Origin of the sequence: Acinetobacter wanghuae, from assembly GCF_009557235.1 — a bacterium.
Taxonomy (GTDB): Bacteria; Pseudomonadota; Gammaproteobacteria; order Pseudomonadales; family Moraxellaceae; genus Acinetobacter; species Acinetobacter wanghuae.
On the sequence record NZ_CP045650.1, the window covers coordinates 1716205 to 1742231 of the forward strand.

The following is a 26027-nucleotide window of genomic DNA, read 5'->3' on the forward strand; positions in this document are numbered from 1 at the left end:
TTTTTCCAAATCAATTTATATGTCCGATCTGCTCATTTTCTTTGAGCATTTATTTTTCCAGTTATGCCTTTTGCAAAGACAAGATGAATTTCTGAATCATCTCTCTTTCTGACTCTGGTAACTCTTGAATAGATTTAGCAATTGGATCAGTGCCTAGGTCTGAATATTGATCAGTGCGTCCCAGCAAGTAATCACTTGATACATTCAAAACAACTACTAACTTATAAAAGTTTTCCAAAGATGGCTTTCGAGAACCAGCTTCGATATGAGAAATGGAAGTTGATGGGATACCTGTTTTGTCAGCAATATCCTGCTGCGTCATTTTTCTTTGTGTTCTTATTTCTTTGAGCCGTACACAAAACAGCTTAGAATCCATCTCAATCAACATAAAACACCATAAATCGACAACAAAAACTTGACTAAATGGACAAGTTTGCATATATATATTGACAGTATTCTATTGTCTATTTCGACAAAAAGACATCTCAAAAGAAAATTAAAGGAGGGGAAATTATATGAATAATATTGTATGTGCATGAATACAAGATCTCGACAATCCTGTACTCATGCTTTCCATTCCAAATGACTGAAATGAAAGATTGTAAAACTTCGACATTTTACCTTTGCATTCTTTCATAACAGACCATGTAAGTAAATTCACTTGGAGTCTATTATGAGCAGCTCACCTAGCCATATCCCTGTTTTTATCCATCCAGCAATTAAAAATCTGAATGTAGGTCAAATTTCTAAGATTATTGCTTCAAAAATTATCGAAACTACGGCACTTCAAATTCAATTTAGCCACTCTTTTTGTCAACAACTTGGCGTTGCTGAACACCTTAATACCTATCAAGCTGTTGCATACTTCACAGACAATCGATCTTTTGAAAAGTACGGATTTAACCAATCTGAACTTATCAAATTTCATGAAGTCTATGAAGAAATTTTAGCTGAGTTTAATAGCAGAGTGAGCTATCAAAAAACAGTATGAGAAAATTGAATAACATGAACAAGTTAACTATAACCAGATGATTTTAAAAGAAGTTTATATTGCTCATCAAGTTGCTCATGCAGATCATGGTGAGCAACTTGAATAATCATAATTTTCAACAACTTAATCTCATGTTGCTCAACTTGAGCATATTAATCAAGATAAAATCCTTAAAATTAGGTCGGATCATCTAAGCTATGAATTTGCTGCAATGACCAATACCAACCTTTTTCACCCGCAACTCGGAAACATTCGATATCCAACAATTCTCTTGCACGACGAAGTGATGCTAGTGTTACCTTGGCTTCATTAGCTTTTTCTAGAACTTCTGTAGAAGGCATTTTATCTACATTACCTAATAACCGTATCAAGAACTTTTTCGCTTTAGCCACTGCAGAATTGTCTTCATCCCTACCTAACTCCGCATTTTTTAAAAGCTCTGAAGCTGTTCCGTCAATTCCCCCCAACCAGTTTATTTTTGTGGTTTCAATTTCATTTAAAATATGAACCGGTTCAATTTGATAACGAAGCCCACCCTCCAAGGTTGAATTATTACTTTTTGCCCGCGCTAAAATATAATCACCTTCAGCCTCTCTCCGAACTGCACACCAAGCCATACGAGGTAACGCAGTAAAAGCTTGAGAGCCTAAAATTCGATCTGCGGGATTATTGCTTACACCACCTTTTGAGAAATGAGTAATTCCTAAAATTGCAAAGCCATATTGACTGGCTAGATCAACTAAAGGCTGTAAGGAGCGTCTCACATCATTTGCCTTATTCATATCACCACTGACAGCAGAAATAATAGGGTCGATCATTAGAAGTTTAAGATCCGGGTTGGCTTTGACGTAGCTCTCAATTTTCGGAAAGTCCTTAACAGGATCAAAATGTACTATTTCACCTTTTTGATTAGTACATCCAGCAATAATTGAGACTTGATTAATATCCGCACCATTAGCTATTAATCTGGGTTTTAATGTGTCTGCTGGATCATCCTCTGTCGAATAAATTAATACCTTCCCAGAATTTTCACACCTTGTGCCATCTGGAAAAATTCCGTCAGTTGTAATAGTAGAAATTAATGCCAGAGTTAAAGTAGTTTTCCCACAACCACCGGCACCAGCTAAAATTGTCATTTTGCCTAATGGCAACCATCCAGGCCATAGCCATTGAATCGGTACGGCCTCAATATCATTCATATTAACAATTTTAATTTCATCTCTATGGGAGCCCTTAATCTCAGGATCTTCATTCACAGCTCCATATTGCTTAGAAAAATCTTTATATAACTGTTGAAGATAACCTTGTAATTTCAATTTAGTTTGAAATTTTAAGATCATATCCTCATCAAATAAGCTGAAGGCATCTGTAATAGTCTTCGATTTATTAACTGCGATTGGGCTGTTTACTGTGGTATTTAAGAAGAATTCAACACAATCGCTGAGACGACTAGCACATGCTACACGCTCACCACACTGTGCAATCTTTAGAGCAACCTCTAAGTTATCTGTACAATAATTGATTTTTGGATGAGTAATATTCTTATTAAATACAGATACTCCATCTTGCCCTATCACATACTTGAATAAATTCTTTGATTTATACTCGCCTTTTCTTCTACCTAATGCGAGCACACCACAACTTTCACCTTCTCTATTAAATAAATCTATTGCTAGAAATCCTTCAATATCGAATTTTTGATTACTGTTATCTAAACATGAGTATTCTTTGAATTCATGGAACAGCTGTGAATTACAAATGTTGTAGTGGACTAATACTGGATTTTTTACATACGCTTTTCTTAAAAACTTATTTCTAAAGTCTTCTATATCAAGACCAACTGAATTTTCACATTTTTTATTCTGAATCAAATATCTCTCCATATCTGAACATAGAGTTTTTTTGACACCATGAACAGATTCGCAAGTTACATCAGATTCAGTAACGTTATTACTTTTTGACATCTCTCCCCCCTAAAAATTAAACACAAACCTCCCCAACCCGCTTCAACTAAAGAAGCAGTTATCGAATAAATTTCATTAAGGAGGTGATTGAATTAGTTAATTAATTTCACCAGCAAACTTAAGAATTTCATTTCTATTCCAGCGAAGTAAGCGACCATGTCGCTTAGGAGTGATAGGGCCATTTTCGTAAATAGCCCATTTGCGAAGGGTCTGAGGTTGCATACCCAGTATTTCTGCAGCCTCTTTTGTTGTTAAAAGTAGTTTTTTATCACTTAAATTGCTTTGATTAGACACAGTGCATTACCTTTTAATTATTAAAATCATCTTGTGGTTATCAAAACAAATTAAAAGCAACGACAAAAGTGTCAGCTTTTGTTTAGAATACTAACACTTGACAAGAATATATTTACGTGAATCGAAATGAGTAAACCAAAAAGAAGCTCTTTAGAAGTTGCAAAAACTATTGCTTGGTATGATTTAACTTTTAGTGTATTGAGTGCATTAAAGGGGCTTAATGCACACAAGGACATAGCCACCTATTTTCATGAAGAACTAGTAATTAACGAAGAAGATAGTAATATTTTTAAAAAATACAAAAGAGGAATCGTTACCCCTAGCAACCTCTGGATACAGAGATGTGAAGATAGATTCCCTGGTTCATATGACTATCTGAAACATAAATTATGGTTCTTTTTAGAACATAAACCATTAGATGAGGAGACGTTAAATCTATGCCTGAAGAATTTACCAGTAACCTTCTTACACATGATTTGTACTGATATAACCACAAGAGAAATTAAAGATTTAACTATCAAAGACATTAATGAAATTAAAAGTTATTACAATTTCAATAGTTTATCGTGTTTAGTATTTTTATATTATCTAGGCATCCAAATAGGCAGTAAGGAGCTAATCAATACCTCATGTCTAGCGATTTTTGACAGTTTTGAAAAATTATCGCAATTCGCTCCTTTAAGACGCGCACATATCTTTCTTTTTAACATAATTTCAGAACAGATTTTTTTCTTAGAATTCAGGGAGAATATTTTAAATAATCCTGTTCGATATTTCATTCCTTGGCAACAATATAGAGAACAATATTGGGATAATCTCAGCAAACAAGAGTCAATCGATATTGAAACAAAATTTCAAAATGACCAAATCCTAAATACGTACCTTCTTGAACATGAAAATATTATGCGTGAGTTAGAGATTAATGGTTTGAAAGATTTCACCTTAAAGCGATAACAGTTGATTTATTTTGCTTACCATATGCTTACTAAAATGCAAAAACAAAAAAACCACTTACGATTAGTACACGTAAGTGGTTGTTTTATATGGTGGGCCCAGACAGACTTGAACTGTCGACCAACGGATTATGAGTCCGCTGCTCTAACCAACTGAGCTATAGGCCCTATATGCCGAATTTGTTATTTATCAACAAGTTCAAACGCACTGAATACTAGCTAACATTTTTTCAAAAAACAAGCACTTTTCTAACCAGTTGCACACTTACACAACAAACATGCATCGCTCAATTTTCTACAAAAATTGAAAAACTAAAACTTTAGCCAAATGACCATGATTTTCAAAGATAAGAAAGATTGCTTTTTAATCAAATCCAAATCACAAACCAATTTCATTGATCGCTTTTAAATCTAAGTTCATTTCTATTTAGATAACAAGCGTCAAAGAATGACACATTTAAGAATCTAAATATTCAGTATCAAATTTATCGGGTTTACGCATATCCAAGTAAATTTCGATTAAAGACCAAACAACGACAAGCGCTAAAATGAATAAAACTAACAATAAAGCGATCATATAAGTCATTTTTTGAAATTCCTTAACAATTTGAGCAACAACGCATGGATGAAATTGCAAACCTTCACCTTCGACAAAAGTCTAATGCTTAACATGAACAATGAATAGGTAATTTTTCAGAAAAATAAGAGTATTTTTATATCTGATAAGAGATTTAAAGACTTATGATTCGCTTATTAATACATAAAAAATATTAATAAGTTATATAAATTTTATTCTAGAGCACCGATGAGTCTTTTTATTTGTAGCTTTTAAAACAATTATTCTTGACTGTAAGCGCGAAGCATAAGAAATTAGCCCCTTCTCAATATATTCGTCGAATTATGTTATATAAATTTATTGGCGAATCTGCATTTAAACTTGCAGGTTGGCAATACAAAGTCGAGCCGGATGTTCTAGAAGACAAACAAGTCATTGTTGGTTTTGAACATACTTCTATGATGGATGCTGTTCTTTCTTTGGCATTGTTCCAAATTTACGACATCAAAATCCATACACTCATTAAAAAGGAACTGTTTAAAGGTCCATTTAAGCCCTTATTAGAAGCGATTGGCGGTATTGCAGTCGATCGTAAATCGAGTAAAGACATCGTGACACAAATGGTTGAACATTTTGAAAAAAATGAAAAATTCAATCTTGTGATTGCACCCGAAGCAACACGCGCAAAGCAAGGTGAAGCACGTCGCCCGATTCGTACAGGCTTTTGGCATATTGCTAAAGCTGCCAATGTGCCCATTGTACTGATGTATGCCAACTCAAAAACCAAACAAGGTGGCATTTTCGGTAAGATTTATCCAACCGAGCTTAAGCATGATTTAGCGCTGCTTAAACAGTTGTATAAAGATAATGTCGGTTTAGATATCGTCATTCCTGAATAATTGAATTAAAGAGGATAGCAACGCGATGTCATTCTATCCTTTTAGCTTTTAGGCATGAAAAATAGACAAAGTGCATGGCATTTTTGATATTAAGACCATCAAAGCTGTATATTTTTCGTTCCAATCTTCAAAACTCAAAACCTAGCACTTTTTTTTAAAAAAAAGCTTATGGTAGAATTTCATTATTCTGATAGGCATACAGCCAATCTACAAGGAGCATAGTTCGCATGGCGGGTCATTCCAAGTGGGCCAATATCAAGCATCGTAAAGCAAAACAAGATGCGAGTCGTGGTAAGCTTTTTACCAAATATATTCGTGAATTAACCACTGCTGCAAAGCTTGGTGGTGGCGATGCTGCAAGCAACCCACGTCTACGTGCCGTGGTTGAAAAAGCACTCTCTGTAAACATGACACGTGATGTGATTAACCGTGCGATTCAACGCGGTGCGGGCGGCGAAGACAACGATGACTTAAAAGAAGTCACATACGAAGGCTACGGTGTTGGTGGTGTTGCTGTTCTTGTTGAAACCATGACAGATAACCTGAATCGTACTGTACCAGACGTACGTCATTGCTTCTCTAAAACCAATGGTAATTTAGGCACTGCAGGTTCTGTGGCATATCTATTTACCAAACGTGGTGAGATTACTTTTGAAGATGTGTCTTTAGAAGATCAAATCATGGATGTAGCATTAGAAGCAGGCGCAGAAGACATCGAAGTTGCTGAAGATGAAATTATGGTCATTACTACACCAGAATCTTTTGGTGATGTACAAGATGCCTTATCTGCAGCAGGTTTAAAATCAGACAATGCTGAAGTGGTCATGAGCCCTTCTACCAAAGCTGAAATTAACGATGTTGATCAAGCAAAATTAATCTTAAAAATGATTGATATGTTTGAAGACTTGGATGACGTACAAAACGTCTATACCAACGTTGAATTTACAGATGAAGTGATGGCTCAATTAGAAGCTTAAATTTCATTAAAAATCAAAAAAACGCGCTTTATGCGCGTTTTTTTATAAGCTTCCACCCACCCACACATGAAAACTCAGCAAGATCGGCATTAACACCAATAAAAATATCAACAACAGTAAAAATGCAATGAACAGTCTCAGCAGCCACGCCTGAATCTGAGGTCTATGGTTAAACTTATTTTTCAAACAGTAAAGAAAAATGAAATATTGAATACACCACAGCCATGGATCTGCTATTTGTTCACGCCAATGTAACTGCATTTTCATCATGATGAAGTCAAATAGCAACCACAGCACGATACATAGAAAAAATATATAAATGATCTTACTAGAACTCGCGAGGTCGCTTTTCATTGATATGATTCTTAGACTTTATTCAGTAAGCCACTACAGTTAAAGACGTTATATTCTTTAATGACAAAGCTTGAATGCAGCGCGACCACATGCTCAATTTTTCCAATTTTTTTCAGCAAAATTTCGCTATAGTTTTCCATATCACGCGCGACGACTTCTACTATAAAATCTGCCGATTGTCCCGTGACTAAAAATGCATTAATCACTTCTGGAATACTTTCTAATTCTTCAAGGAATTTTGCAAAGGTATCGGTGTCATGTTTACTGAGTGAAACTTGTAGCAATACATGTAAGCTAAAGCCCAATTTTTGATAATTCAGTTCACGCTTCAAACCACTAATAATTTGATGATCAATAAGATGTTTAATACGGCGATGTACCGAACTCACCGATAAATTGACCCGTTCTGACAACTCATTTAAGTTCACATCTTCATGTGTCAAAATTTCTAAAATATTTTTATCGAATCGATCTAATTCCATTTTTATCTCCACTGATGCTTTAGACATGACAATCAGAATTTAGACTTGATATTAATTTTCACTATCTTAATTTTATATACCTGTAAATCTAAAAAAAGAAGCCATTTCATCTTTTATTTTTTATTTTTAGCGCAATAGTCGGTATTTTTTTCTAAAAACCTTTTCGATTAAGTATTACAAACCTATTTCAAAAGAGATATAAAGTTGCAGCGACATCATCAAGCTATATTCTGGCGGGCTCAATTGGATCTATACTTGTCATAAGGCAAAAAAATATGCACATCATGCGCATATTTTTATTTACAAAGAGTATTTTTAAACCCCGCGCCAATCTACACGTGCTGAACGTTCTGTCTGATACATCTTAAGAACATATTGCCCCAAAGGCTTTTCTAACAATGCTTGCTGATAACTTCGAAACTCTTCAGATAGCATTTCAAAATGTTCTTTTTCCCACGGCGTACCTTGAATGGATAACAATGGCGCTAACATGGAACACACGGCAATATCTGCCAAACTGAAACGTTGACCGACAAAATACTGACTACCCTGCTGCACATATAATTGATTTAAGTGTTCAATACTCTCATCAATAAAATGTTTTGATTCAGCCACAGAGGCTTCATTTAAGGCATATCCTTTGGTCATGACAGCTTTAAGCAATGGTTTCGAGAAGCGTTCAAATTGACGTAAATAGCCTTTTTCCCCAATCAAAATATCCATGGATTCCTGATCATCATGAAAGGCTTGCGATAAAATCCAACGCCGAATATGACGTCCCATTTCCAAGGTCATCTCATTGATATCTAAAACACTTTGGCGTAAATGCGGATCCACTGGCAATAAGCGATGTTCAGGATAATGCGCATCTAAATACAATGCGATTTGAGTTGAATCCGCAATGAAGGTCGTCTGGTCTTTTAAAATGGGTAAACGGTTCTGTCCTGTTTTTAAGCGTGCAAATGCCCGATGTACACCTGGAGTCAAATTCTGCGCAACATAATCCAGTTCCTTGTAATCGAGCATCCAACGTGCTTTTTCACAAAAATGAGAGAGTGGAAACTGGTATAAAATTCGCATGCATACTCCAAATAAGGGATAGATAACGTCTGGTTCAAGCCTTTTTAAAGGATAAGAATACTGTAGTCATTTGCATCTATAAAAACAATGCGCTTTTTCTTCAAAAAATAAGCACATACATCACAGTGCTTATACGAAAACCATACACAGACTTTAAAAGTACATTGCTGATCATCACATCGCAATAAAGCCATCCGACATGACCTGACTTTAGCCACAGTTTCATGTAAAATCGATGACAATTTTTATATAACGCTTTGTGAGTTATTTCATGGGTTTTAATTGCGGTATTGTAGGCCTGCCTAACGTTGGTAAATCTACCCTTTTCAATGCATTAACAAAAGCTGCTATTGCTGCAGAAAACTTCCCATTCTGTACGATTGAGCCGAATACAGGGATCGTTCCTGTGCCAGACCAACGTTTGGATAAATTGACTGCCATTGTTAAACCGCAACGCGTTATTCCAACAGCAATGGAATTTGTCGATATTGCAGGTTTAGTTGCAGGCGCATCGAAAGGCGAAGGCTTGGGCAACCAATTCCTTGCCAATATCCGTGAAACTGACGCAATTGCACATGTGGTTCGTTGTTTTGAAGATGAAAACGTCATTCATGTGAATGGTAAAATTGATCCACTCGATGATATCGCAACCATTAACACTGAACTTGCTTTAGCTGACTTAGAAGCCGTAGCAAAAGCAATTACTCGTTTGACGAAATCTGCAAAAAGCGGTGATAAAGAAGCGATTGCGATTAAAGCGATTTTAGAAAAAATTCAACCATTATTGGATGAAGGTAAACCAGCACGCGCGGCAGACCTTGATGATGACGAACGTAAATTAGTACGTGGTTTTGGTTTAATGACATTAAAACCGACCATGTACATCGCAAACGTGGCTGAAGATGGTTTCGAAAACAATCCACATTTGGATGCGGTTCGTGAACTTGCTGCTGCTGAAAATGCAATTGTGGTGCCACTGTGCAACCAAATTGAAGCCGAAATTTCATTACTTGAAGATGAAGATCGCGCAGAATTCCTTGAAGCCATGGATATGGAAGAACCAGGTCTAAACGCGGTTATTCGTGCAGGTTATTCACTCCTTGGCTTGCAAACTTACTTCACTGCGGGTGTACAAGAAGTTCGCGCTTGGACTGTAAAAGTGGGTGCAACTGCACCGCAAGCTGCTGGCGTGATTCACACTGACTTTGAAAAAGGCTTTATCCGTGCTGAATGTATTGCTTATGATGACTTCATTCAATACAACGGCGAAGCAGGCGCGAAAGAAGCAGGTAAATGGCGTTTAGAAGGTAAAACATACATCGTTCAAGACGGTGACGTTCTACACTTCCGCTTTAACGTATAAACAAAAATAAATAAAAAGCCCCGAATCATCGGGGCTTTTTATTATCTTGTGATAGCCGTTAAAATATCATTTAACAACCGCTTCATTTAAATGATTTTTTTGATCCATTTCTTCACGTTGCTGACGCGCTGCGATGAGTATTTTTTCTTCAAGTGGTTTACGGAAACCAAATAAAAATACCAACTCTGCCAAGACAAATAATGGACCAATTGCGAGCCCAATCAAATCATCGGTAAAAGCCGGTTTTTTCTTTTCATAGAAATGCCCGACAAATTGAAAGACCCAACCCACAACAAAAATGCCAATACTGGTCGACAACCATGCTGCTGTGCCCCACTGCGCAATATCATGGGCAAATGGATAAGCCACTAAAAAGATGACTGCCATAATCACAGCAAAAATCCAATCTAGACTTAGATAATATAAAATGGTCAGGGTTAAAATAAGCATGGCTAAGGTGACTTCATAGCCTGAAAAAACCACACCTGCACGCGCTGTCAAACAGATAATCGAAAATACGATCATGGGAATACCAATAAAATGGGTCATCACATTGGTACGGTCTAAATGATAAGCCGCATATTGGCTTAAAAGTCGTTCTATTTTTGTCATGTGATTCATCCTTATCAGCTTATATGCTTTTACTATACGCTACGGAAAAATGCTAAGTTGTCGCATGGACGACAAATTCTAAAAACAAGGATATTTGAGTGTGGATCAACATTATCTAAAACAACTTTATAACAATGTTTGGTTTTCTAAATTACCGCTACATTTCCAAGATTATTTAATAACCCATAGCAGTATTCACAGCCTAGAGAAAGATCAGGCTGTATTTTATACAGGGGATCATTTTGATGGACTGTATGCCGTCCTCGATGGCTCGATTCGCTTAGGCTATATAGATATTGAAGGCAATCAAGCCGTGTCAGCGATTGTCGAACCGATTATGTGGTTTGGTGAAATCTCATTAGTCGATCAGCAAACCACGTTCTCACGATGCGATTTGTATGCAAAACAGTACTATTTTACAAATTCATGCAAGCGAGATCGATAAACTGATTCAGCAACACCCTGAATTTTGGTTTCACATTGCACAGCTGACCAGCCAGAAATTACGCTTTGCATTTATGGAGTTAATTTCGATACAAACACATAATATTCAGCAACGTTTAGCACAACGCTTATTGTTTATTTTAAATGGTTATGGCAATCATCTACGCATTGAAAACAGCCACATTCATCTCTCTCAGGAGCAACTGGCACAGATGTTAGTGTGTTCACGTCAAACCATTAATCAGGAATTACAGCACTTAGAAAAACAAGGCATTTTAAAACTTGCCTTTAAACGGATTGAGATTTTGGATCATGCGCGTTTACATGCACTGGCTCACGAAAGAAGCAGCAAAAAAATTTAAAAGGAAGCGAGATGGCAGATTTAAGATGTAAGCTCGCACACATTGACACTATCAAAACCATTGGTACACGGTGTGACGTCTTGCGTACTTTGCTGAGCAGTTGAGTTTGGTGATTGTGGAAGACTGTGACACGCGCTTAATGCGATAAACATTGTCACAACTAATATATTTTTCATCTAAAATCCCAAAAAAATAAAATGGCTTATTTGTAAAAACATTAACTTCCAGACATTATTCTACACCTTTTATCACATTATGATAATTTATTGTATGTATAGGCTTAGTAGAAAAATCTATGAGTTATATTTATTAGGTATTATTAAATTTTAGATATAAAAAACGAGGAATATATCCTCGCTTTATTTTAAATCTCGAAAAAGCTTTAGACGCCTACTTTTTTGGGATCGGTATTGCCCAATTCAGGATGCTCAAGTGCATCGCGGCACTGCTGCTTATCACGTTCATAGTCCGCTTTTTTCTGATCTGATAGCTGTCCATCAGCAGTCACCCGTGCCCAAATATCTAAACTGGTCAAGGCTTTACGACAGAGTGCATACTTCCCCTCAGTGACCGAATCGGTCATTTTGACATTAACACGCCAATCCGTTGTTAACTTACGAACAGGTGTACGTACTTGTTCTTCAATAACAGCCACTTGCTTGTTATATACCAAAGAATCGACTTGATTCATCAACTCCCATGCTGCATGCGCATAGGTGGTGGCATCATTGGTTAGTTTTGGCGCAGGCTGAATCTTAACCTGTTTATCCGTCGCATTGTCCTGACCACAACCTTGTAGCAGCATACTGGCGCACAAGAAAGAAGCAACCAATGCTCCACGCGTCTTTAACAACCCCATTTTCAAGCTCGCTTCACCAAACAATAGCTTATTATGCTAGTGAATTCGCGTAGAATACTCAATCGTCATTTGACCTATTGTTCAACTCTCCTACAAAAGGTGTGTCGTGTCTGAGCAAAAACCTTCTCAAGCTCAAGTTGCAGATTTTTGGCAAGGTGCCAAAGACAGCCAAGCTATTATTTGGACATACTTACCAGTGTCCTTTGCCTTTGGTGTTTCTGCTACACAATTTGGTTTTAGTGCGTGGGAAGCATTGTTTTTATCCTGCTCCATGTATGCAGGCGCGAGTCAATTCTTGGTGGTTGCTCTTTTAGGCAGTGGCACTTCTATTTGGATGACCGCACTCACCGTGATTGCTTTAGACATTCGCCATTTATTGTATGGCCCTGCACTACAAAACCTTATTCAAGATCGATTAAATCTAAAGAAAACCGCAGTTTGGGCATGGGGTTTAACCGATGAAGTGTTCGCTTCAGGCATGATTAAACTGTCTCAGCGCCGTCAAGAATGGTCAGAATCTTGGATGCTGGGTTTAAGTTTATTTAGCTGGATGTCATGGGCTTTAGGTTCATTTTTAGGTGGTTTATTCGCAGATCAAGTCAGTAACTTACCGCAATTTTTACAAGCCTCGCTCGATTTCTTGCTGCCTGCATTATTCTTAAGCTTCTTACTTGCGGCATTTGAGAAAAAACATACTTTTGTCGTCATCATTACAATTATTGTGTCTGCCATTGCTTGCTATATGATTGATCTATCAGCCGCGATTTTTATTGGTATTACGTCTGGCATTTTGGCGGGATTATTCAAGCACTATGTATTGAAGCGTCCAAACCCTGAACATATGGGAGAGCAAGCATGAATATCGAAATTATCCTCGTCGGTATTATGGTGGGTATTGCCAACTTTGCATCACGCTTTGGACCATTTTATGTGCTACAAAAGTTTCAACAAAGCTCACAGAAACGTGGCGCGCTATGGATTAAAATCGCTTTAGGCTCAATTGGTATTGCTGCCATTAGCTCAATGCTTGTGGTCGCAACGCTGCCACCACTGCTTGAAACACCGAATAAAAGCTTTGCGATGCTGATGGGTTTTTGCGTATTGATTGCTTTGTACTTTAAGTTTAAACGCATTGTTCTTGCGACCTTAACCGCAGCACTCACCTATGGTTTGATCTATACCTATTTTCCTGTGCCTTTTTAAAATCAGTGATGCTCTAAAGTAGAAGATCAGCCTGATAATTTTCTTTATTTAACTACAATTCTCAACGATATCTACCATCTGATTGAGTACCTAAATCGAAATTCCTGCTCAAAACTTTATAAATAAAACTGTTGGTCAATATCACAATTTTGTATGAAAGTTCGCTTATCTCTGCATAGAGTTCTGCTATGCTAAAACTCCATAAAATCAAGCATGGATGATCTAGATGAGCGTAACTCTTGGTACTCCCCTTCAATCTTCTGCATTTAAAGTTCTATTGTTAGGTTCTGGGGAACTCGGCAAAGAAGTCGTGATTTCTTTGCAACGTTTAGGTGTTGAAGTTCATGCTGCTGACCGTTATGACCATGCGCCTGCAATGCAAGTCGCACATTATGCCTATACTTTAAATATGGCAGATGCGGATGAGCTCAAACAACTCATTTTAAAAATTAAACCGAATTTGATCGTGCCGGAAATTGAAGCCATTGCAACGCAAGTCTTGGTTGAGGTCGAAGAACAAAATATTGCCACCGTAATTCCATCTGCAAAAGCAGTGAATCTCACCATGAACCGCGAAGGTATTCGTCGTTTAGCGGCTGAAGAACTCGGGCTTCCAACGTCTGCTTATCGTTTTGCAAATACTTTAGAATCTTTCCGTGCTGCGTGTGATGACATTGGCTATCCAAACTTTGTTAAACCTGTGATGTCATCTTCAGGTAAAGGTCAGTCACGTGTTAAAAACTTTGATGAAGTCGATGCGGCTTGGGAATACGCACAAACCGGCGGTCGTGTAAATCAAGGCACAGTGATTGTAGAATCACAAATTGATTTTGATTTTGAAATTACCCTGCTGACCGTTCGTGCTAAAAATCCAAACACAGGTGAAATCGAAACATCTTATTGTGATCCAATTGGTCACCGTCAGGATTCAGGTGATTATGTCGAAAGCTGGCAGCCTCAAGCCATGACACCTGCTGCCTTAGAAGAAGCCAAACGAATTGCCAATAAAGTCACCATTGCGCTCGGTGGCTGCGGTATTTTTGGTGTTGAACTCTTTGTAAAAGGCGACAAAGTATGGTTTAGTGAAGTCTCTCCTCGACCACACGACACTGGACTAGTGACTTTAGCTTCTCAATTCCAAAGTGAATTTGAACTTCATGCGCGTGCCATTTTAGGTTTACCAGTCAATACCGCACGTCATAGCACGGCTGCAAGTGCTGTCATTTATGCTGGTGTCGATGATCAAAATCTTTCATTTTCTGGCTTAAATCTTGCTTTAGCTGATGGCAACACGGATTTACGCTTATTTGGCAAGCCCGAAGGCTTTAAACGCCGCCGTATGGGGGTTGCAACTGCACGTGCTGAAACAACAGATCAAGCACGTGAACTTGCCTTACACGTTGCCAACCAAGTAAGTGTTCACCAAAATTAAGCTGCGAGACCAAACGGACGACTGTACATGATCAATACCCACCCACTGCTGAATTACACTAAAAGTCACCATGACATTAAAGCCATTAACCAATGGCGCAGCGATGTCGAATCTCAGCTACAGGAAAGTTTTGAAAATGGACAGTCCATCCGTGACATTATTTTGGCGCGCTCAAACTTAATTGATGAAGCATTAGAATTTTTATGGTTACATGCCGAGCTCAATCAAACGGATTTAGCTTTATTCGCAGTCGGTGGCTATGGTCGCCGTGAAATGCTGCCCTACTCTGATGTCGACATCATGATTTTGTCTGAAGATGAAATCACAACAGAACAAGAACAACTGATTTCGACCTTTATTTCATCCTTATGGGATGTCGGGAATTTCAAACCCGGTATTAGTGTGCGTACCATTCAAGATTGCGTTAATCAAGCAAGTAGTGATCTCACCGTTGCGACCTCTTTGATTGAAGCACGACTCATTATTGGCAATAAAAATCTGACCAAATGGCCACGGCGTATCGTGTCACAAACATGGACCGACAAGACCTTCTTTGATGCCAAAATGGATGAACAACATAAACGCCATGCGCAGCACAACAATACTGAAAGCAACTTAGAACCCGATATTAAAAATGCACCGGGGGGAATTCGTGATATCAATCAGATTGGTTGGATTGCAAAACGTCATTTCCGTGTGAATCGTATTTATGATTTAGTCCATTTAGGTTTTATTTCAGAGTTTGAACTGAGCGTTTTAGAAGAAGCCGAAAGTTTTTTATGGGAAATTCGTCATCATCTACACCGCTTAACCAAGCGTGATGAAAACCGCTTATTGTTCGACTATCAACGTGATATTGCAGCCATATTCGGTTATACACGCGACGAGCATCATTCACCGAATTATCCTATTGAACAATTCATGAAGCGTTACTATCGCAGTGCGCAACAAGTGTCGACCTTGAATGAAATGTTATTGGCTTATTTTAATGAATCGGTCATCACACCACGTTTACCCCATTATGAACGCCAAATTGAAGAAATTAACCATAACTTTAAATTGGTCGATGGCAAACTTGCCGCACAGCATCATAAAATTTTCTCAGAAAACCCGAGTGCGATTTTAGAAATCTTTTATCTATTGGCAAATCGTCCTGATATTGAAGGCATTCGCGCACGTACTTTACGTTTGCTCATGTTGGCAGCCAAACGGATTAATCAAGCTTACCGCGATAATCCAGTACACCAAGCACTATTTATGGCGATTATCCGTTCACCGCATCGCTTATATGAAACCTTGGTTGCGATGAAGCGCTACGGCGTTTTGGGCAATTATATTCCGGCGTTTGGGCAAATCACTGGCTTAATGCAATATGACTTATTCCATATTTATACGGTCGATGCACATACCCTGTTATTGCTACGCAATTTAAATCGCTTTAAAGAACCCGAATTTGCCAAAGAATTCCCAGTCGTCAGTTCTGTTTTCCAACGTCTTGCACGTCGCGACATTGTGTATTTGGCCGCCATTTTCCACGATATTGCCAAAGGTCGTGGTGGCGACCATAGTGAACTCGGTGCGAGCGATGCCATCGCATTCTGTCGTCAACATGGCTTTACCGAACGTGAATGTAATTTGGTGGCATGGCTGATTCAGAATCACTTGCTCATGTCGGTCACGTCACAGAAAAAAGATATTTCTGATCCTGATATTGTCAAAGAATTTGCTGAAAAAATGGGCGATATGGAGCATTTAGATTATCTCTATTGCTTAACCGTATCGGATATTAATGCAACCAATCCATCGCTTTGGAATACATGGCGTTCATCGCTCATGCGTCAACTGTATACCCATGCACGTGATGTCATTCGTTCAGGCTTGGGTCGTCCAGTCGATTATCCAATGCTCATCGAAGACACCAAATTTGCAGCAAGTGAACTCTTGGTCGAAGATTTCCCACTCTATGATGTGGAAACGGTATGGCAAGAACTGGGCGATGATTACTTCTTAAAAGAATCTGCCGATGAAATTGCATGGCATACCCGTGCCATTTTAGAACATGGTGATAATCCTGCACCATTGGTCTTAATGCGTGCACAACGCAAATATGCTCAAGATGCGGTACAAATCTTTATTTACACACAAGATCAGCCAAATCTGTTTGCAACTACCGTGGCAATTCTGGATCGTATGAATCTCGATGTTCAAGATGCACGGATTATTACGGCAACTAAAGCCTTTAGCTTAGATACCTATGTCGTGCTAGATCGTTTTGGTACACTGCTCACCGATCCTGAACGTGAAGCACGTGTCATTGCCGCATTACAAGAGGCCTTAAGCCACTCTGATAAATACCCGGGCTTAATGCAGCGTCGTATTCCACGACAATTGCGCCATTTTGATATTGAAAATACAGTCGACATTAGCCTGAATGAAGCCCTCAATCAAAATATGGTGGAAATTGCCACGCTGGATCATCCCGGTTTACTTGCCAAAGTGGGTGGTTTATTTATGATGCAAGGCTTAGATATTCACTCTGCTAAAATTGCCACACTTGGCGAACGTGCCGAAGATATTTTCTTTGTGACCAAAAAAGACGGTATTCCTATGACTGAGGAAGAATCAACATCGTTTGCAACCACACTGAAATCTGCGCTTGATGAAGCGTCTAATCAGGTCAATGCTCAACACTAACTCTTAATGCTCGGTAACACTTTCATGAACGCTAGCTTGTCTTTATTGCATCCGTATCCATTTGAAAAGTTAAATAAACTTTTTGCGGATATTCAGCCTGCACATCTGCCGCTTATTCCATTGTCTATTGGCGAACCCAAGCACCCTGCACCTGAGTTTGTAAAACAAGCCATTATTGACAACTTTAAGCATTTATCGACCTATCCAAATTCAAAAGGCTTACCTGAGTTACGTGACAGTATTGCAAACTGGTTATCGCGTCGTTTTAAACTCAATAGCATCAGTGCAGAAACGCAAATTTTGCCTGTTTCAGGAACCCGCGAAGCTTTATTTTCCTTTGTACAAGCACTCGTGAATCGCGATGAAGCCCCGTATGTGGTCATGCCAAATCCGTTTTATCAAATCTATGAAGGTGCGACTTTACTTGCGGGTGCAAAACCCTATTTCATTAACTGTACTGAAGAAAATAATTACCTTGGTGACTTTGATGCCGTTCCTGCTGAAGTCTGGGAAAAAACCGCATTACTCTTTGTCTGCACACCAGGTAATCCAACGGGTGCTGTGCTTTCAAAAGAACAATTCAAAAAACTGATTGCCTTGTCGGATCAATATAATTTCGTCATTGCTTCCGATGAATGCTATTCAGAACTATGGTTTGATGAGGCACCTGTAGGCTTGCTTGAAGTCTGTGCCGAAATTGGACGAGACGACTATAAAAACTGCGTGGTGTTCCACTCATTGTCAAAACGCTCTAATTTACCGGGGATGCGTTCAGGCTTTGTGGCAGGTGATGCGACCCTACTTAAACCGTATTTACAATTCCGTACGTATCACGGTGCAGCAATGCCAGTACAACATCAATTGGCATCGATCGCAGCTTGGAATGATGAAAGTCACGTCGAAGAAAACCGTGTGCAATATCGCGCGAAATTTGATTTATTCCAAAAAGAACTCGGTCATTTATTACCACTCAAAAAACCCGATGCAGGTTTTTACTATTGGCTTAAAGTCGACAATGATGAAACCTTTGCCAAAATGCTGATGGAAAAAGCTCACATTAAAGTCTTGCCAGGTCGTTATCTGTCACGTGAAACAGAACACGGTAATCCTGGTGAAAATCATGTGCGTTTAGCTTTGGTTGCCGATCTTGCGCAATGTGAACAAGTCATTCAGCGCTTAAAAGCGATTCTCTAAGCCTAGAGCATGCAAATAAAAAGCCGACTCAAATCTGAGTCGGCTTTTTTGATGGCTTATTTTAACTGCATTGTATAATCAATCACGTAAACCACATTCGGATCGAGTCCTTTAATGGGCTCTAGGCTCGATATCATCACCGCCCGTTCAATTTTATGATCAACTGCTTTTAAATTTGATGATTGTAAAAGCTGCACCTTAGCAATATAACCTGTTTTTGCCACCACACTGATTTTCAATTTAACGTCAGTCTTGACGTGACGGCGCTCATGCTCGGTTAAATCCAATCGCGGTTCAGCAATCCAACTCACTTGATAGCTACGATTCAATAAGGCTGGATTCACCGCATCTTTGACCGATGGTAAATGATATTCCGCAAGCGGCTGAGTCAACTGCTGCATCAACTTTTGGTTTTTCAGATCATTCGCATACACAGGATGTATCCAACACGCCAAAGCCAGTATGTTTAGAATGACAAGATTATGTTTTAAAGTTTTGTTCATGAGAAATAAATAAGGCGACCATGCGATCGCCTTTATCAACGAAGAATATATCTAGCATTAAAGCAGCTTTTCGATTTCTGCTTCAAGTGCTTCAGGTTTTGTGGTTGGAGCAAAACGGTTTAAGACTTTGCCATCTTTACCAATTAAAAACTTAGTAAAGTTCCATTTAATACCATTACCCAATAACCCTTTTGAATTATTGGTCAAATAACGAAAGACCGCATGTGCTTCTGGGCCTTTGACATCCACTTTCGAGAACATGGGGAACGTGACCCCATAGTTCTTTTGACAATATTCGCCAATCTGCTCATTTGAGCCGGGATCTTGCCCACCAAATTGATTACAAGGAAAACCAAGAATCTCAAGTCCTTGGTCTTTATACTTTTCATATAGTTTTTCCAACCCAGCAAACTGTGGGGTAAAACCACATTTACTTGCCGTGTTGACGATTAGCAATACCTTTCCTTGGTAGTCTGCAAATTGTTTGGTTTTTCCATCTAACAATTCAGCCTCAAACTGATATATGTTGGTCATGGATAGGTTTCCTCATCATTTTTTTCTTGTGTTTTTAATTCTAAAGAAGCAGAGTTGACACAGTAACGCAAGCCTGTCGGTTGCGGACCATCCGTAAACACATGGCCTAAATGCGCATCACAATGATGACAAACAATTTCCGTTCTGACCATACCGTGTGTCGTATCTGTATGTTCTTCAATGGCATTATTGCTTAAGGCTTTATAGAAGCTCGGCCAACCACAACCGCTGTCATATTTTGTGTCGGAACTAAATAGTGGTTCGCCACAACAACGACACACATATGTGCCATCTTGTTTGGTGTTCCAATATTGTCCTGTAAATGCAGGCTCTGTGCCTTTTAGTCGGGTAATGCGAAATTCTTCAGGCGATAACTCTCTTTGCCATTCTCGGTCTGTTTTATTGAGTTTTCCCATGACTATATACCTTTGTATCTTTCTATTTAAAATAGGATAATCCTATATTTACGTGATTCATCTTAAAATTTCTAGTGTTTAATTCACATTTTACAAAAGACCTATAATTTATAAAAAAGCAAAAAGTAAGCAAAAATATTTAATAAAGTGAGCAATTTTCAAATTAAATACTTTTGTGTGAGCAAACTTAGTGATATTCTTAGCGCTATTCTTGCTCAGGATTAAAAAATGTCGCAGAAAAAGAGCGTTGTTTTTAAAAATTTGCTTCCTGTGATTAAAAAATATCAGCAGGCCGGATTTACACATGAAAAAATTGTTGCTTTACTTCGAGACGAGCATCATCTTGATTTAGTAACAACTGAGACATTTAAAAGTTATTTATATCGTTATGCAAAAGTGACCTCCACTCTTTCCGAGAACATTAACATGCCGAACACTATCCAAAAACCACGCGAAATAAAAAAATCGTCTAAGCTCGAGCATGTTTGCTACGACATCCGTGGACCTGTGTTACGCGCGGCCAACGAGATGGAAGAAGCAGGTCACAAAATTATTAAGCTGAATATTGGTAACCCTGCGCCATTTGGCTTTGAAGCACCGCAAGAAATTATTAACGATGTGGCATTAAACCTACCGAATGCGATTGGTTATACCGACTCAAAAGGAATTTTCCCTGCGCGTAAAGCCATTTGTCAGTATTACCAACAAAAAGGCATTCTCAATATGCACGTCAATGACGTGTATGTCGGTAATGGGGTTTCTGAACTAAATTGTGATGGCGATGCAAGGCTTATTGGATGATGGCGATGAAATGCTAATTCCAATGCCAGATTATCCATTATGGACTGCTGCTGTAAATCTTTCTGGTGGTACAGCAATTCACTATAAATGTGATGATGAAAACCACTGGTATCCCGATATTGCGGATATGGAAAGTAAAATTACAGCAAACACCCGCGGCATCGTGATTATTAACCCAAACAACCCAAAACAGGTTCGGTCTATCCACGCCATGTGCTTCAGCAAATTGTCGATCTTGCTAAAAAATATGATTTGATTCTGTTTGCAGATGAAATCTACGACAAGATTGTCTATGACGGCATTGAACACGTTTCTGTTGCTGCGCTTGCTGGCGACCAACTTTGTGTATCGTTTAATGGCTTATCTAAAGCATATCGTATCGCTGGTTATCGTTCAGGTTGGATGGCAATTACGGGTGATCGCTCACGTGCAACGGATTATATCGAAGGCTTAGATATGCTTGCGTCGATGCGTTTATGTGCCAATCATCAGGCACAATATGCGATTCAAACTGCGCTCGGCGGCTATCAGTCGATTAACGATTTAACTCGTCCGGGTGGTCGTTTATACGAGCAGCGTAATATCGCTTGGGAAATGCTGAATGAAATTCCGGGCGTATCTTGTGTAAAACCTGAGGGCGCAATGTATTGCTTCCCGAAACTCGACCCAAATGTCTACCCAATTCAAGATGATGAAAAACTCATGCTTGATTTGCTTCGCGCGGAAAAAGTGTTATTGGTTCAAGGAACAGGTTTTAACTGGCCAACACCCGATCATTTCCGTGTGGTGTTCTTGCCTGCCGAAAATGAATTACGTGAAGCGATTACCCGTTTAGGTCGCTTCTTTGCCAAAATGCGCTAATGTCTTGCTGAGCGCATAATTCAAAAAAACCGCACTTGATGTGCGGTTTTTTTATGGCTTATCTTTTAAATAGGGATAAGGATTCACTGTACCTTGTCCTTTTAAATAAATCCCATAGTGTAAATGTGGTGGTGTGGTTTTGGCATTACCAGAATTACCTACAAAGCCGATGACTTGCCCTGGTTCAACCCAATCCCCAACTTGAATATCATCTGCATATTCATCCAAATGCGCATAATAATGTTGGCTTAAATTGGGTCCTGTCACCCAAACCACACGCCCACCCAAGTTATTAATCTCTATTTTTCGTACTAAACCATGCGTTGCGCTTTCAACAGGCGTACCGCGCTTGGCAAAAATATCAATGCCTTGATGTTGACGATTGTTACTTCTTGCTGCACCCCATGTATCTGTGGTCTGTTGAATGGTGACACCCTGCACAGGAAAATGTAAGGGTCGAACCAATTGTTCATTTTTAAGCTGCCAATATAAGAATGGGGTTTTCCAAGAAGCAGGCTGCCCAGATACAGGCGGCTGACATGCGCTTAAACCGATGCCAAGCAATACTACAAAGATGACTTTAAGAGATAGTGCTATTTGTTGTTTTATCATGTGTTCAATTTATAAAGGACGTGATCACTGTGTTGTGATCATAGTGGTTAATGCACACATTAAATGCAGGATCGTGTTGGATTTTGGTGATGGGATCATGCCCTTAAAACAATAAAACCCTCATATGAGGGTTTTATTGTTTATGTAAGAGATTCATCATTTCGCTTTCTTTGCGCGTGCCGGTTGTTTTTTCTGAGGTTGTTGTTGCTGTTGTTGATCTTCAGTTTGTGCTGACTCCTGCTTATCCTTTTGCTGTACTTGTTTTGACTTTGCTTGTGACTTCGCCATACATGACTCCTATCCTAAGGTTTAAGTGCCACAATCGTGTTTTCGTGTAGCATCACTACTCTAGCCCGCTTGTACAATTTGCCAAGCGCTGAGCTGTATCTAAATACGTCAATGTAATGACAACGGGTCTAAATGATTCATTTTGTGAAGGGCAAATTTGAGCAACATTACAAAACTTACAAGCACTTTCAAGAATAGCCATTTAAGTAATATCATCAGCTCAATATCGGAATGGTGAAACGCGAGATTCAACGCCTATGGCTTGCATCAAGTACGATATAATGGTGTCATTCTGGCGAATTAGAATTTTAGACATTTGGATATGTGTATGAAAACAATTGAGTCGTATCTTACAGCAATAAAAAAATTTCCCGATAAGTAACACTTTCAACTTGTCTTCACGCATAATACCCTTATATAAATTCGCTCTTTTTTAGATTTTGATGGGAAATCATGACATTTCCCTATTGAACAAATCTTTACTGTTTCCAAATTTTTGTAATTATAGAAGTCTTTTCCTATGAAAATCGTCATTCTAAACAAACCCTATGACGTCCTCTCCCAATTCCGTGCTGACGAAAAGCATCAAACGATGGCTGATTTCATCGATGATAAAACGATGCGTCTTGCAGGTCGTTTGGACATGGACTCAGAAGGTCTTGTTTTCCTCACCGATCACGGTGGTCTGAACCAATATATCACCAACCCTGCCAACAAAAAGTTTAAAACTTATATGGTGCAAGTTGAAGGTGATGTCACTGAAGAAGCGCTTGAGCAACTGCGTAAAGGCATTGAATTAAAAGATGGCTTAACCCTGCCTGCTCGTGCTGAAAAAGTGTCTGAGCCTGAATGGTTATGGGAACGTAATCCACCAGTTCGCTTCCGTGCCTCTGTACCGACATCTTGGATTGAGATTTCAATCTGTGAAGGTCGTAACCGTCAAGTACGTCGTATGACTTCTGCGGTAGGCTTCCCAACACTACGTTTAATTCGTACTAAAATTGGTGATATCGACCTTGTTCGTATGGAATTAAAACCGGGTGAAACCAAAGAAATCGAGCCACTGCTTTATCCAGACTTCCAAAATGTACCTGCCGAAGAACCATACCGTTCACGCTCATATGTGAAAAAACCGGGTGGTACAGGCGGTAAGCCAATGGTTCGTAAGAATAAAGATGGTTCTGTGAAGAAAACTTCAGGCACCAAACGTATTTGGCAAATGGATGAAAGCGAAAAACCGAAACGCCGTACCAATGGTACAACGCGTCCGAACACCAAAGCGCCTCGCGGTCGCGGACGTGGTCGAGGTTAATTGCTCGCGTTACAATAAGGGTGCATATGCGCCCTTTTTTTCACATAAGATAAATAGAATCACGCTTTATTGATCATTAAAATCAAATGCATCCATTCTAATGACACTATTAGGTCGATTTGTTATGCGTCAATTTAGCCTTGTTTTGGGTCTCTCTCTTGTTTCCACTATTTGCTTTGCCAATAATCCTTTAAGTGTGCACGTTTTAAATCAAGATAAAGGTGTGCCTGCGACCAATATGTCTGTGATTTTAGAAGCTCAAAATGGCGATACTTGGGTGAAGTTAAATGAAGCTAAGACCAATAAAGAGGGTCGTATTCCTGAGTTTTACCCGAAAGACACCAAGCTACAAAAAGGCGTGTATAAAGTCACTTTTAAAACAGCGGATTGGTTTAAGAAAAATAATAAAAAGACGTTCTTCCCAGAAGTGCCGGTTATTTTTGTCGTGGATGGTCGCTTGGAACATTATCATATTCCGTTATTGTTAAGTGCTTATGGGTATTCAACCTATCGGGGGAATTGATCTTCTAAAGCTTAAATTCTTCCTCTTAATATTCCAAGATAAGTATGTAACAAAAATATTTATTAACACATAGAGTTTTAATTTTTTTTACAATAAAATCTTTATAATTAAAGATTAATCGAAAAATAATTATGAAATTAGAGTTAACGTTGTATATACTTGTAATTTTTCTGATTTTCTATTTTTCAGACACAACAGATTTCAAAGTATTTAAAGATGAAAGTTCCTCAAAATATAATGTAGAAATAATAGATAATACCGAAATAACTTATAATAAAAATTGTGAAAAAAATTTCTATAAAAACACACCACCTTATACCCACTCAAAACCACATAGAAAGTATACATATCCCTTATGTTTTACAGACTATAATGTAATGTATTCAGGCATAACAAAAACACCATTATGGACTAGTCAACACTTGAATACAAAAAAAATACTTTCAAGTCCGAAAGAAAAAATTGATTTCCACCACGAAAGAAGAATACCAATTAGATATCAACCTATTGAAGAAAAATATGATGAAAATGATATAAATTATATTTACAAACCGTGGCAACTATCACCTTATGTTGAAATGTCAAATGAATTTTCAAACTATGAAAGCCACTCCTTAGCTAATATTAGCCCAGCTTACAATCCATCTAAGATATATAATTTAGAACAAATCATAAGAGACATTGCTTTAAAAAATGATTTAGATATCTATATTATCACCGGAAGTATTTATAGCAAATCTGAGGTTAAATATTTAAAGAATAATATACTTATACCAGACCATTTATTCAAAGCTATATATATACCTACCATCGGATTAAATAGTGCATATTATATTAGCAATGATGCGCAACAAATAGTCAAAGTTGTTAGTCTTTGTTATTTGGAGGAAATTACAAGTATAAATTTATTCCCAACATTAAAACTAATAGATAAGAAAAAAGTTTATAATCTACCTACAAGTAATTATATAGATATAAAAGATCTTCAAAAAATATTAAAGATTGATAATGATATAGATTGCTCTAAGAATATTTCCACTCAAGAACTCCAAAAAAATAGAAATTTTTTTGGAAAAAATATTGTGTGTTATGGGAAATATTGTGAAGAGGAAGAAAATTTATATAAAAATAATTATAGTTTAAGCGATGACTATGAAGGCCCCTGTAATCATATGGAATGCCTAGAAGGTGAAAACATAATTTGTAATCCTGAAAAATGTAGAACGCTTATTACTAAAAAAATCATTCCAATCGAATCTTGTAAAGAAATTGGAAATAGAAGAACTTTAGGATTTCCGTATGGAGTTTACAACTTGAGTTGTTTTGATAAAAACAATGAACTTATCTACGAAATAGATATAGACTAATAATAGGTTTGATACATACAGATCGAAAATCATTTAATAAAAAGATTAGTAAAACCCATACCTAAGTATGGGTTTTACATGGTTTTTATTGCTTATG

27 protein-coding genes, 1 tRNA gene and 2 pseudogenes are annotated in these 26027 nt (G+C 38.1%); 15 read left to right on the forward strand and 15 right to left on the reverse strand.

Going from position 1 to position 26027, the window contains the following annotated elements:
- Positions 1 to 61 precede the first annotated feature (61 nt).
- The gene (locus tag GFH30_RS08035; RefSeq protein WP_153371738.1) at positions 62 to 388 is read right to left on the reverse strand and encodes a helix-turn-helix domain-containing protein; all 327 of its coding nucleotides are present in this window, start codon (positions 386 to 388) and stop codon (positions 62 to 64) included.
- 285 nt (positions 389 to 673) lie between these two features.
- Between GFH30_RS08035 and GFH30_RS08040 the strand changes: the two genes are divergently transcribed.
- Positions 674 to 991: a hypothetical protein gene (locus GFH30_RS08040; RefSeq protein WP_153371739.1), complete on the forward strand. Its 318-nt coding sequence runs from the start codon at positions 674 to 676 to the stop codon at positions 989 to 991.
- Positions 992 to 1167: 176 nt separating this feature from the next.
- Here GFH30_RS08040 and GFH30_RS08045 read toward each other — a convergent pair whose 3' ends face one another.
- Together GFH30_RS08045 and GFH30_RS13460 are read right to left on the reverse strand one after the other, a co-directional pair.
- The gene (locus tag GFH30_RS08045; protein ID WP_153371740.1) at positions 1168 to 2955 is read right to left on the reverse strand and encodes an AAA family ATPase; all 1788 of its coding nucleotides are present in this window, start codon (positions 2953 to 2955) and stop codon (positions 1168 to 1170) included.
- Between the two features lie 96 nt (positions 2956 to 3051).
- Positions 3052 to 3249, reverse strand: a complete 198-nt coding sequence (locus GFH30_RS13460) for a helix-turn-helix domain-containing protein (protein WP_227551479.1) — start codon at positions 3247 to 3249, stop codon at positions 3052 to 3054.
- A gap of 126 nt (positions 3250 to 3375) precedes the next feature.
- Here GFH30_RS13460 and GFH30_RS08055 point away from each other — a divergent pair, with 126 nt between their 5' ends.
- Positions 3376 to 4203 (forward strand): hypothetical protein, encoded by an 828-nt coding sequence (locus GFH30_RS08055; RefSeq protein ID WP_153371741.1) that lies wholly within the window; start codon positions 3376 to 3378, stop codon positions 4201 to 4203.
- Between the two features lie 90 nt (positions 4204 to 4293).
- Here GFH30_RS08055 and GFH30_RS08060 read toward each other — a convergent pair.
- Together GFH30_RS08060 and GFH30_RS13495 are read right to left on the reverse strand one after the other, a co-directional pair.
- Positions 4294 to 4370: transfer RNA gene (locus GFH30_RS08060), tRNA-Ile, on the reverse strand.
- A 289-nt stretch (positions 4371 to 4659) separates the two neighbouring features.
- A complete protein-coding gene (locus GFH30_RS13495; protein ID WP_264766832.1) occupies positions 4660 to 4788 on the reverse strand; it encodes a hypothetical protein in 129 nt (42 codons plus the stop codon).
- Positions 4789 to 5102: 314 nt separating this feature from the next.
- On the opposite strand from GFH30_RS13495, the gene GFH30_RS08065 reads away from it, so the two are divergent.
- Together GFH30_RS08065 and GFH30_RS08070 are read left to right on the forward strand one after the other, a co-directional pair.
- A complete protein-coding gene (locus GFH30_RS08065) occupies positions 5103 to 5657 on the forward strand; it encodes a 1-acyl-sn-glycerol-3-phosphate acyltransferase (protein WP_153371742.1) in 555 nt (184 codons plus the stop codon).
- 227 nt (positions 5658 to 5884) lie between these two features.
- The gene (locus GFH30_RS08070) at positions 5885 to 6634 is read left to right on the forward strand and encodes a YebC/PmpR family DNA-binding transcriptional regulator (RefSeq protein WP_153371743.1); all 750 of its coding nucleotides are present in this window, start codon (positions 5885 to 5887) and stop codon (positions 6632 to 6634) included.
- 365 nt (positions 6635 to 6999) lie between these two features.
- On the opposite strand, the gene GFH30_RS08075 is transcribed toward GFH30_RS08070, so the two are convergent.
- Positions 7000 to 7470, reverse strand: a complete 471-nt coding sequence (locus tag GFH30_RS08075; RefSeq protein ID WP_153371744.1) for an Lrp/AsnC family transcriptional regulator — start codon at positions 7468 to 7470, stop codon at positions 7000 to 7002.
- Between the two features lie 315 nt (positions 7471 to 7785).
- On the reverse strand, positions 7786 to 8550 hold the full coding sequence (locus tag GFH30_RS08080) for a glutathione S-transferase family protein (protein ID WP_153371745.1): 765 nt from the start codon (positions 8548 to 8550) through the stop codon (positions 7786 to 7788).
- 271 nt (positions 8551 to 8821) lie between these two features.
- On the opposite strand from GFH30_RS08080, the gene ychF reads away from it, so the two are divergent.
- Positions 8822 to 9913 (forward strand): redox-regulated ATPase YchF, encoded by a 1092-nt coding sequence (gene ychF, locus GFH30_RS08085; protein WP_153371746.1) that lies wholly within the window; start codon positions 8822 to 8824, stop codon positions 9911 to 9913.
- 66 nt (positions 9914 to 9979) lie between these two features.
- Here ychF and GFH30_RS08090 read toward each other — a convergent pair whose 3' ends face one another.
- The gene (locus GFH30_RS08090; RefSeq protein ID WP_153371747.1) at positions 9980 to 10525 is read right to left on the reverse strand and encodes an Mpo1 family 2-hydroxy fatty acid dioxygenase; all 546 of its coding nucleotides are present in this window, start codon (positions 10523 to 10525) and stop codon (positions 9980 to 9982) included.
- Positions 10526 to 10625: 100 nt separating this feature from the next.
- Here GFH30_RS08090 and GFH30_RS08095 point away from each other — a divergent pair.
- Positions 10626 to 11331, forward strand: a pseudogene (locus tag GFH30_RS08095) (Crp/Fnr family transcriptional regulator).
- Positions 11332 to 11351: 20 nt separating this feature from the next.
- Here the strand turns inward: GFH30_RS08095 and GFH30_RS08100 are convergent.
- The gene (locus tag GFH30_RS08100; RefSeq protein WP_153371748.1) at positions 11352 to 11507 is read right to left on the reverse strand and encodes a hypothetical protein; all 156 of its coding nucleotides are present in this window, start codon (positions 11505 to 11507) and stop codon (positions 11352 to 11354) included.
- Positions 11508 to 11713: 206 nt separating this feature from the next.
- Positions 11714 to 12190 (reverse strand): hypothetical protein, encoded by a 477-nt coding sequence (locus GFH30_RS08105; protein ID WP_153373404.1) that lies wholly within the window; start codon positions 12188 to 12190, stop codon positions 11714 to 11716.
- A 106-nt stretch (positions 12191 to 12296) separates the two neighbouring features.
- Here GFH30_RS08105 and GFH30_RS08110 point away from each other — a divergent pair, with 106 nt between their 5' ends.
- From GFH30_RS08110 to dapC, 5 genes are all read left to right on the forward strand, one after another.
- Entirely contained in the window at positions 12297 to 13049 is a 753-nt protein-coding gene (locus tag GFH30_RS08110; RefSeq protein WP_153371749.1) for an AzlC family ABC transporter permease, read from the forward strand.
- Positions 13046 to 13393 (forward strand): L-valine transporter subunit YgaH, encoded by a 348-nt coding sequence (gene ygaH, locus GFH30_RS08115; protein WP_153371750.1) that lies wholly within the window; start codon positions 13046 to 13048, stop codon positions 13391 to 13393. Before GFH30_RS08110 ends, ygaH begins: the two co-directional genes overlap by 4 nt.
- A gap of 226 nt (positions 13394 to 13619) precedes the next feature.
- Entirely contained in the window at positions 13620 to 14825 is a 1206-nt protein-coding gene (purT, locus tag GFH30_RS08120) for a formate-dependent phosphoribosylglycinamide formyltransferase (RefSeq protein WP_153371751.1), read from the forward strand.
- Positions 14826 to 14852: 27 nt separating this feature from the next.
- Positions 14853 to 17519, forward strand: a complete 2667-nt coding sequence (gene glnD / locus GFH30_RS08125) for a [protein-PII] uridylyltransferase (protein ID WP_153371752.1) — start codon at positions 14853 to 14855, stop codon at positions 17517 to 17519.
- Between the two features lie 24 nt (positions 17520 to 17543).
- Positions 17544 to 18713, forward strand: a complete 1170-nt coding sequence (dapC, locus tag GFH30_RS08130) for a succinyldiaminopimelate transaminase (protein ID WP_153371753.1) — start codon at positions 17544 to 17546, stop codon at positions 18711 to 18713.
- A 56-nt stretch (positions 18714 to 18769) separates the two neighbouring features.
- Here the strand turns inward: dapC and GFH30_RS08135 are convergent, their stop codons facing one another.
- The 3 genes from GFH30_RS08135 to msrB form a co-directional block, all read right to left on the reverse strand.
- Positions 18770 to 19147 (reverse strand): energy transducer TonB, encoded by a 378-nt coding sequence (locus tag GFH30_RS08135; protein ID WP_153371754.1) that lies wholly within the window; start codon positions 19145 to 19147, stop codon positions 18770 to 18772.
- Between the two features lie 126 nt (positions 19148 to 19273).
- Positions 19274 to 19750, reverse strand: a complete 477-nt coding sequence (locus tag GFH30_RS08140) for a glutathione peroxidase (RefSeq protein WP_153371755.1) — start codon at positions 19748 to 19750, stop codon at positions 19274 to 19276.
- Positions 19747 to 20166, reverse strand: coding sequence for a peptide-methionine (R)-S-oxide reductase MsrB (gene msrB / locus GFH30_RS08145; protein ID WP_153371756.1), 420 nt, complete (start codon positions 20164 to 20166; stop codon positions 19747 to 19749). Before msrB ends, GFH30_RS08140 begins: the two co-directional genes overlap by 4 nt.
- Positions 20167 to 20394: 228 nt before the next feature.
- On the opposite strand from msrB, the pseudogene GFH30_RS08150 reads away from it, so the two are divergent.
- A pseudogene (locus tag GFH30_RS08150) lies at positions 20395 to 21828 on the forward strand (pyridoxal phosphate-dependent aminotransferase).
- 51 nt (positions 21829 to 21879) lie between these two features.
- On the opposite strand, the gene GFH30_RS08155 reads toward GFH30_RS08150, so the two are convergent.
- Both GFH30_RS08155 and GFH30_RS13500 read right to left on the reverse strand, forming a co-directional pair.
- On the reverse strand, positions 21880 to 22440 hold the full coding sequence (locus tag GFH30_RS08155; protein ID WP_153371757.1) for a M23 family metallopeptidase: 561 nt from the start codon (positions 22438 to 22440) through the stop codon (positions 21880 to 21882).
- A gap of 156 nt (positions 22441 to 22596) precedes the next feature.
- On the reverse strand, positions 22597 to 22728 hold the full coding sequence (locus GFH30_RS13500; protein ID WP_264766833.1) for a hypothetical protein: 132 nt from the start codon (positions 22726 to 22728) through the stop codon (positions 22597 to 22599).
- Positions 22729 to 23248: 520 nt separating this feature from the next.
- On the opposite strand from GFH30_RS13500, the gene GFH30_RS08160 reads away from it, so the two are divergent.
- From GFH30_RS08160 to GFH30_RS08170, 3 genes are all read left to right on the forward strand, one after another.
- Positions 23249 to 24040, forward strand: a complete 792-nt coding sequence (locus GFH30_RS08160) for an rRNA large subunit pseudouridine synthase E (RefSeq protein WP_153371758.1) — start codon at positions 23249 to 23251, stop codon at positions 24038 to 24040.
- A 124-nt stretch (positions 24041 to 24164) separates the two neighbouring features.
- Entirely contained in the window at positions 24165 to 24563 is a 399-nt protein-coding gene (uraH, locus tag GFH30_RS08165; RefSeq protein ID WP_153371759.1) for a hydroxyisourate hydrolase, read from the forward strand.
- A 131-nt stretch (positions 24564 to 24694) separates the two neighbouring features.
- On the forward strand, positions 24695 to 25930 hold the full coding sequence (locus GFH30_RS08170) for a DNA/RNA non-specific endonuclease (protein WP_153371760.1): 1236 nt from the start codon (positions 24695 to 24697) through the stop codon (positions 25928 to 25930).
- Positions 25931 to 26027 lie beyond the last annotated feature (97 nt).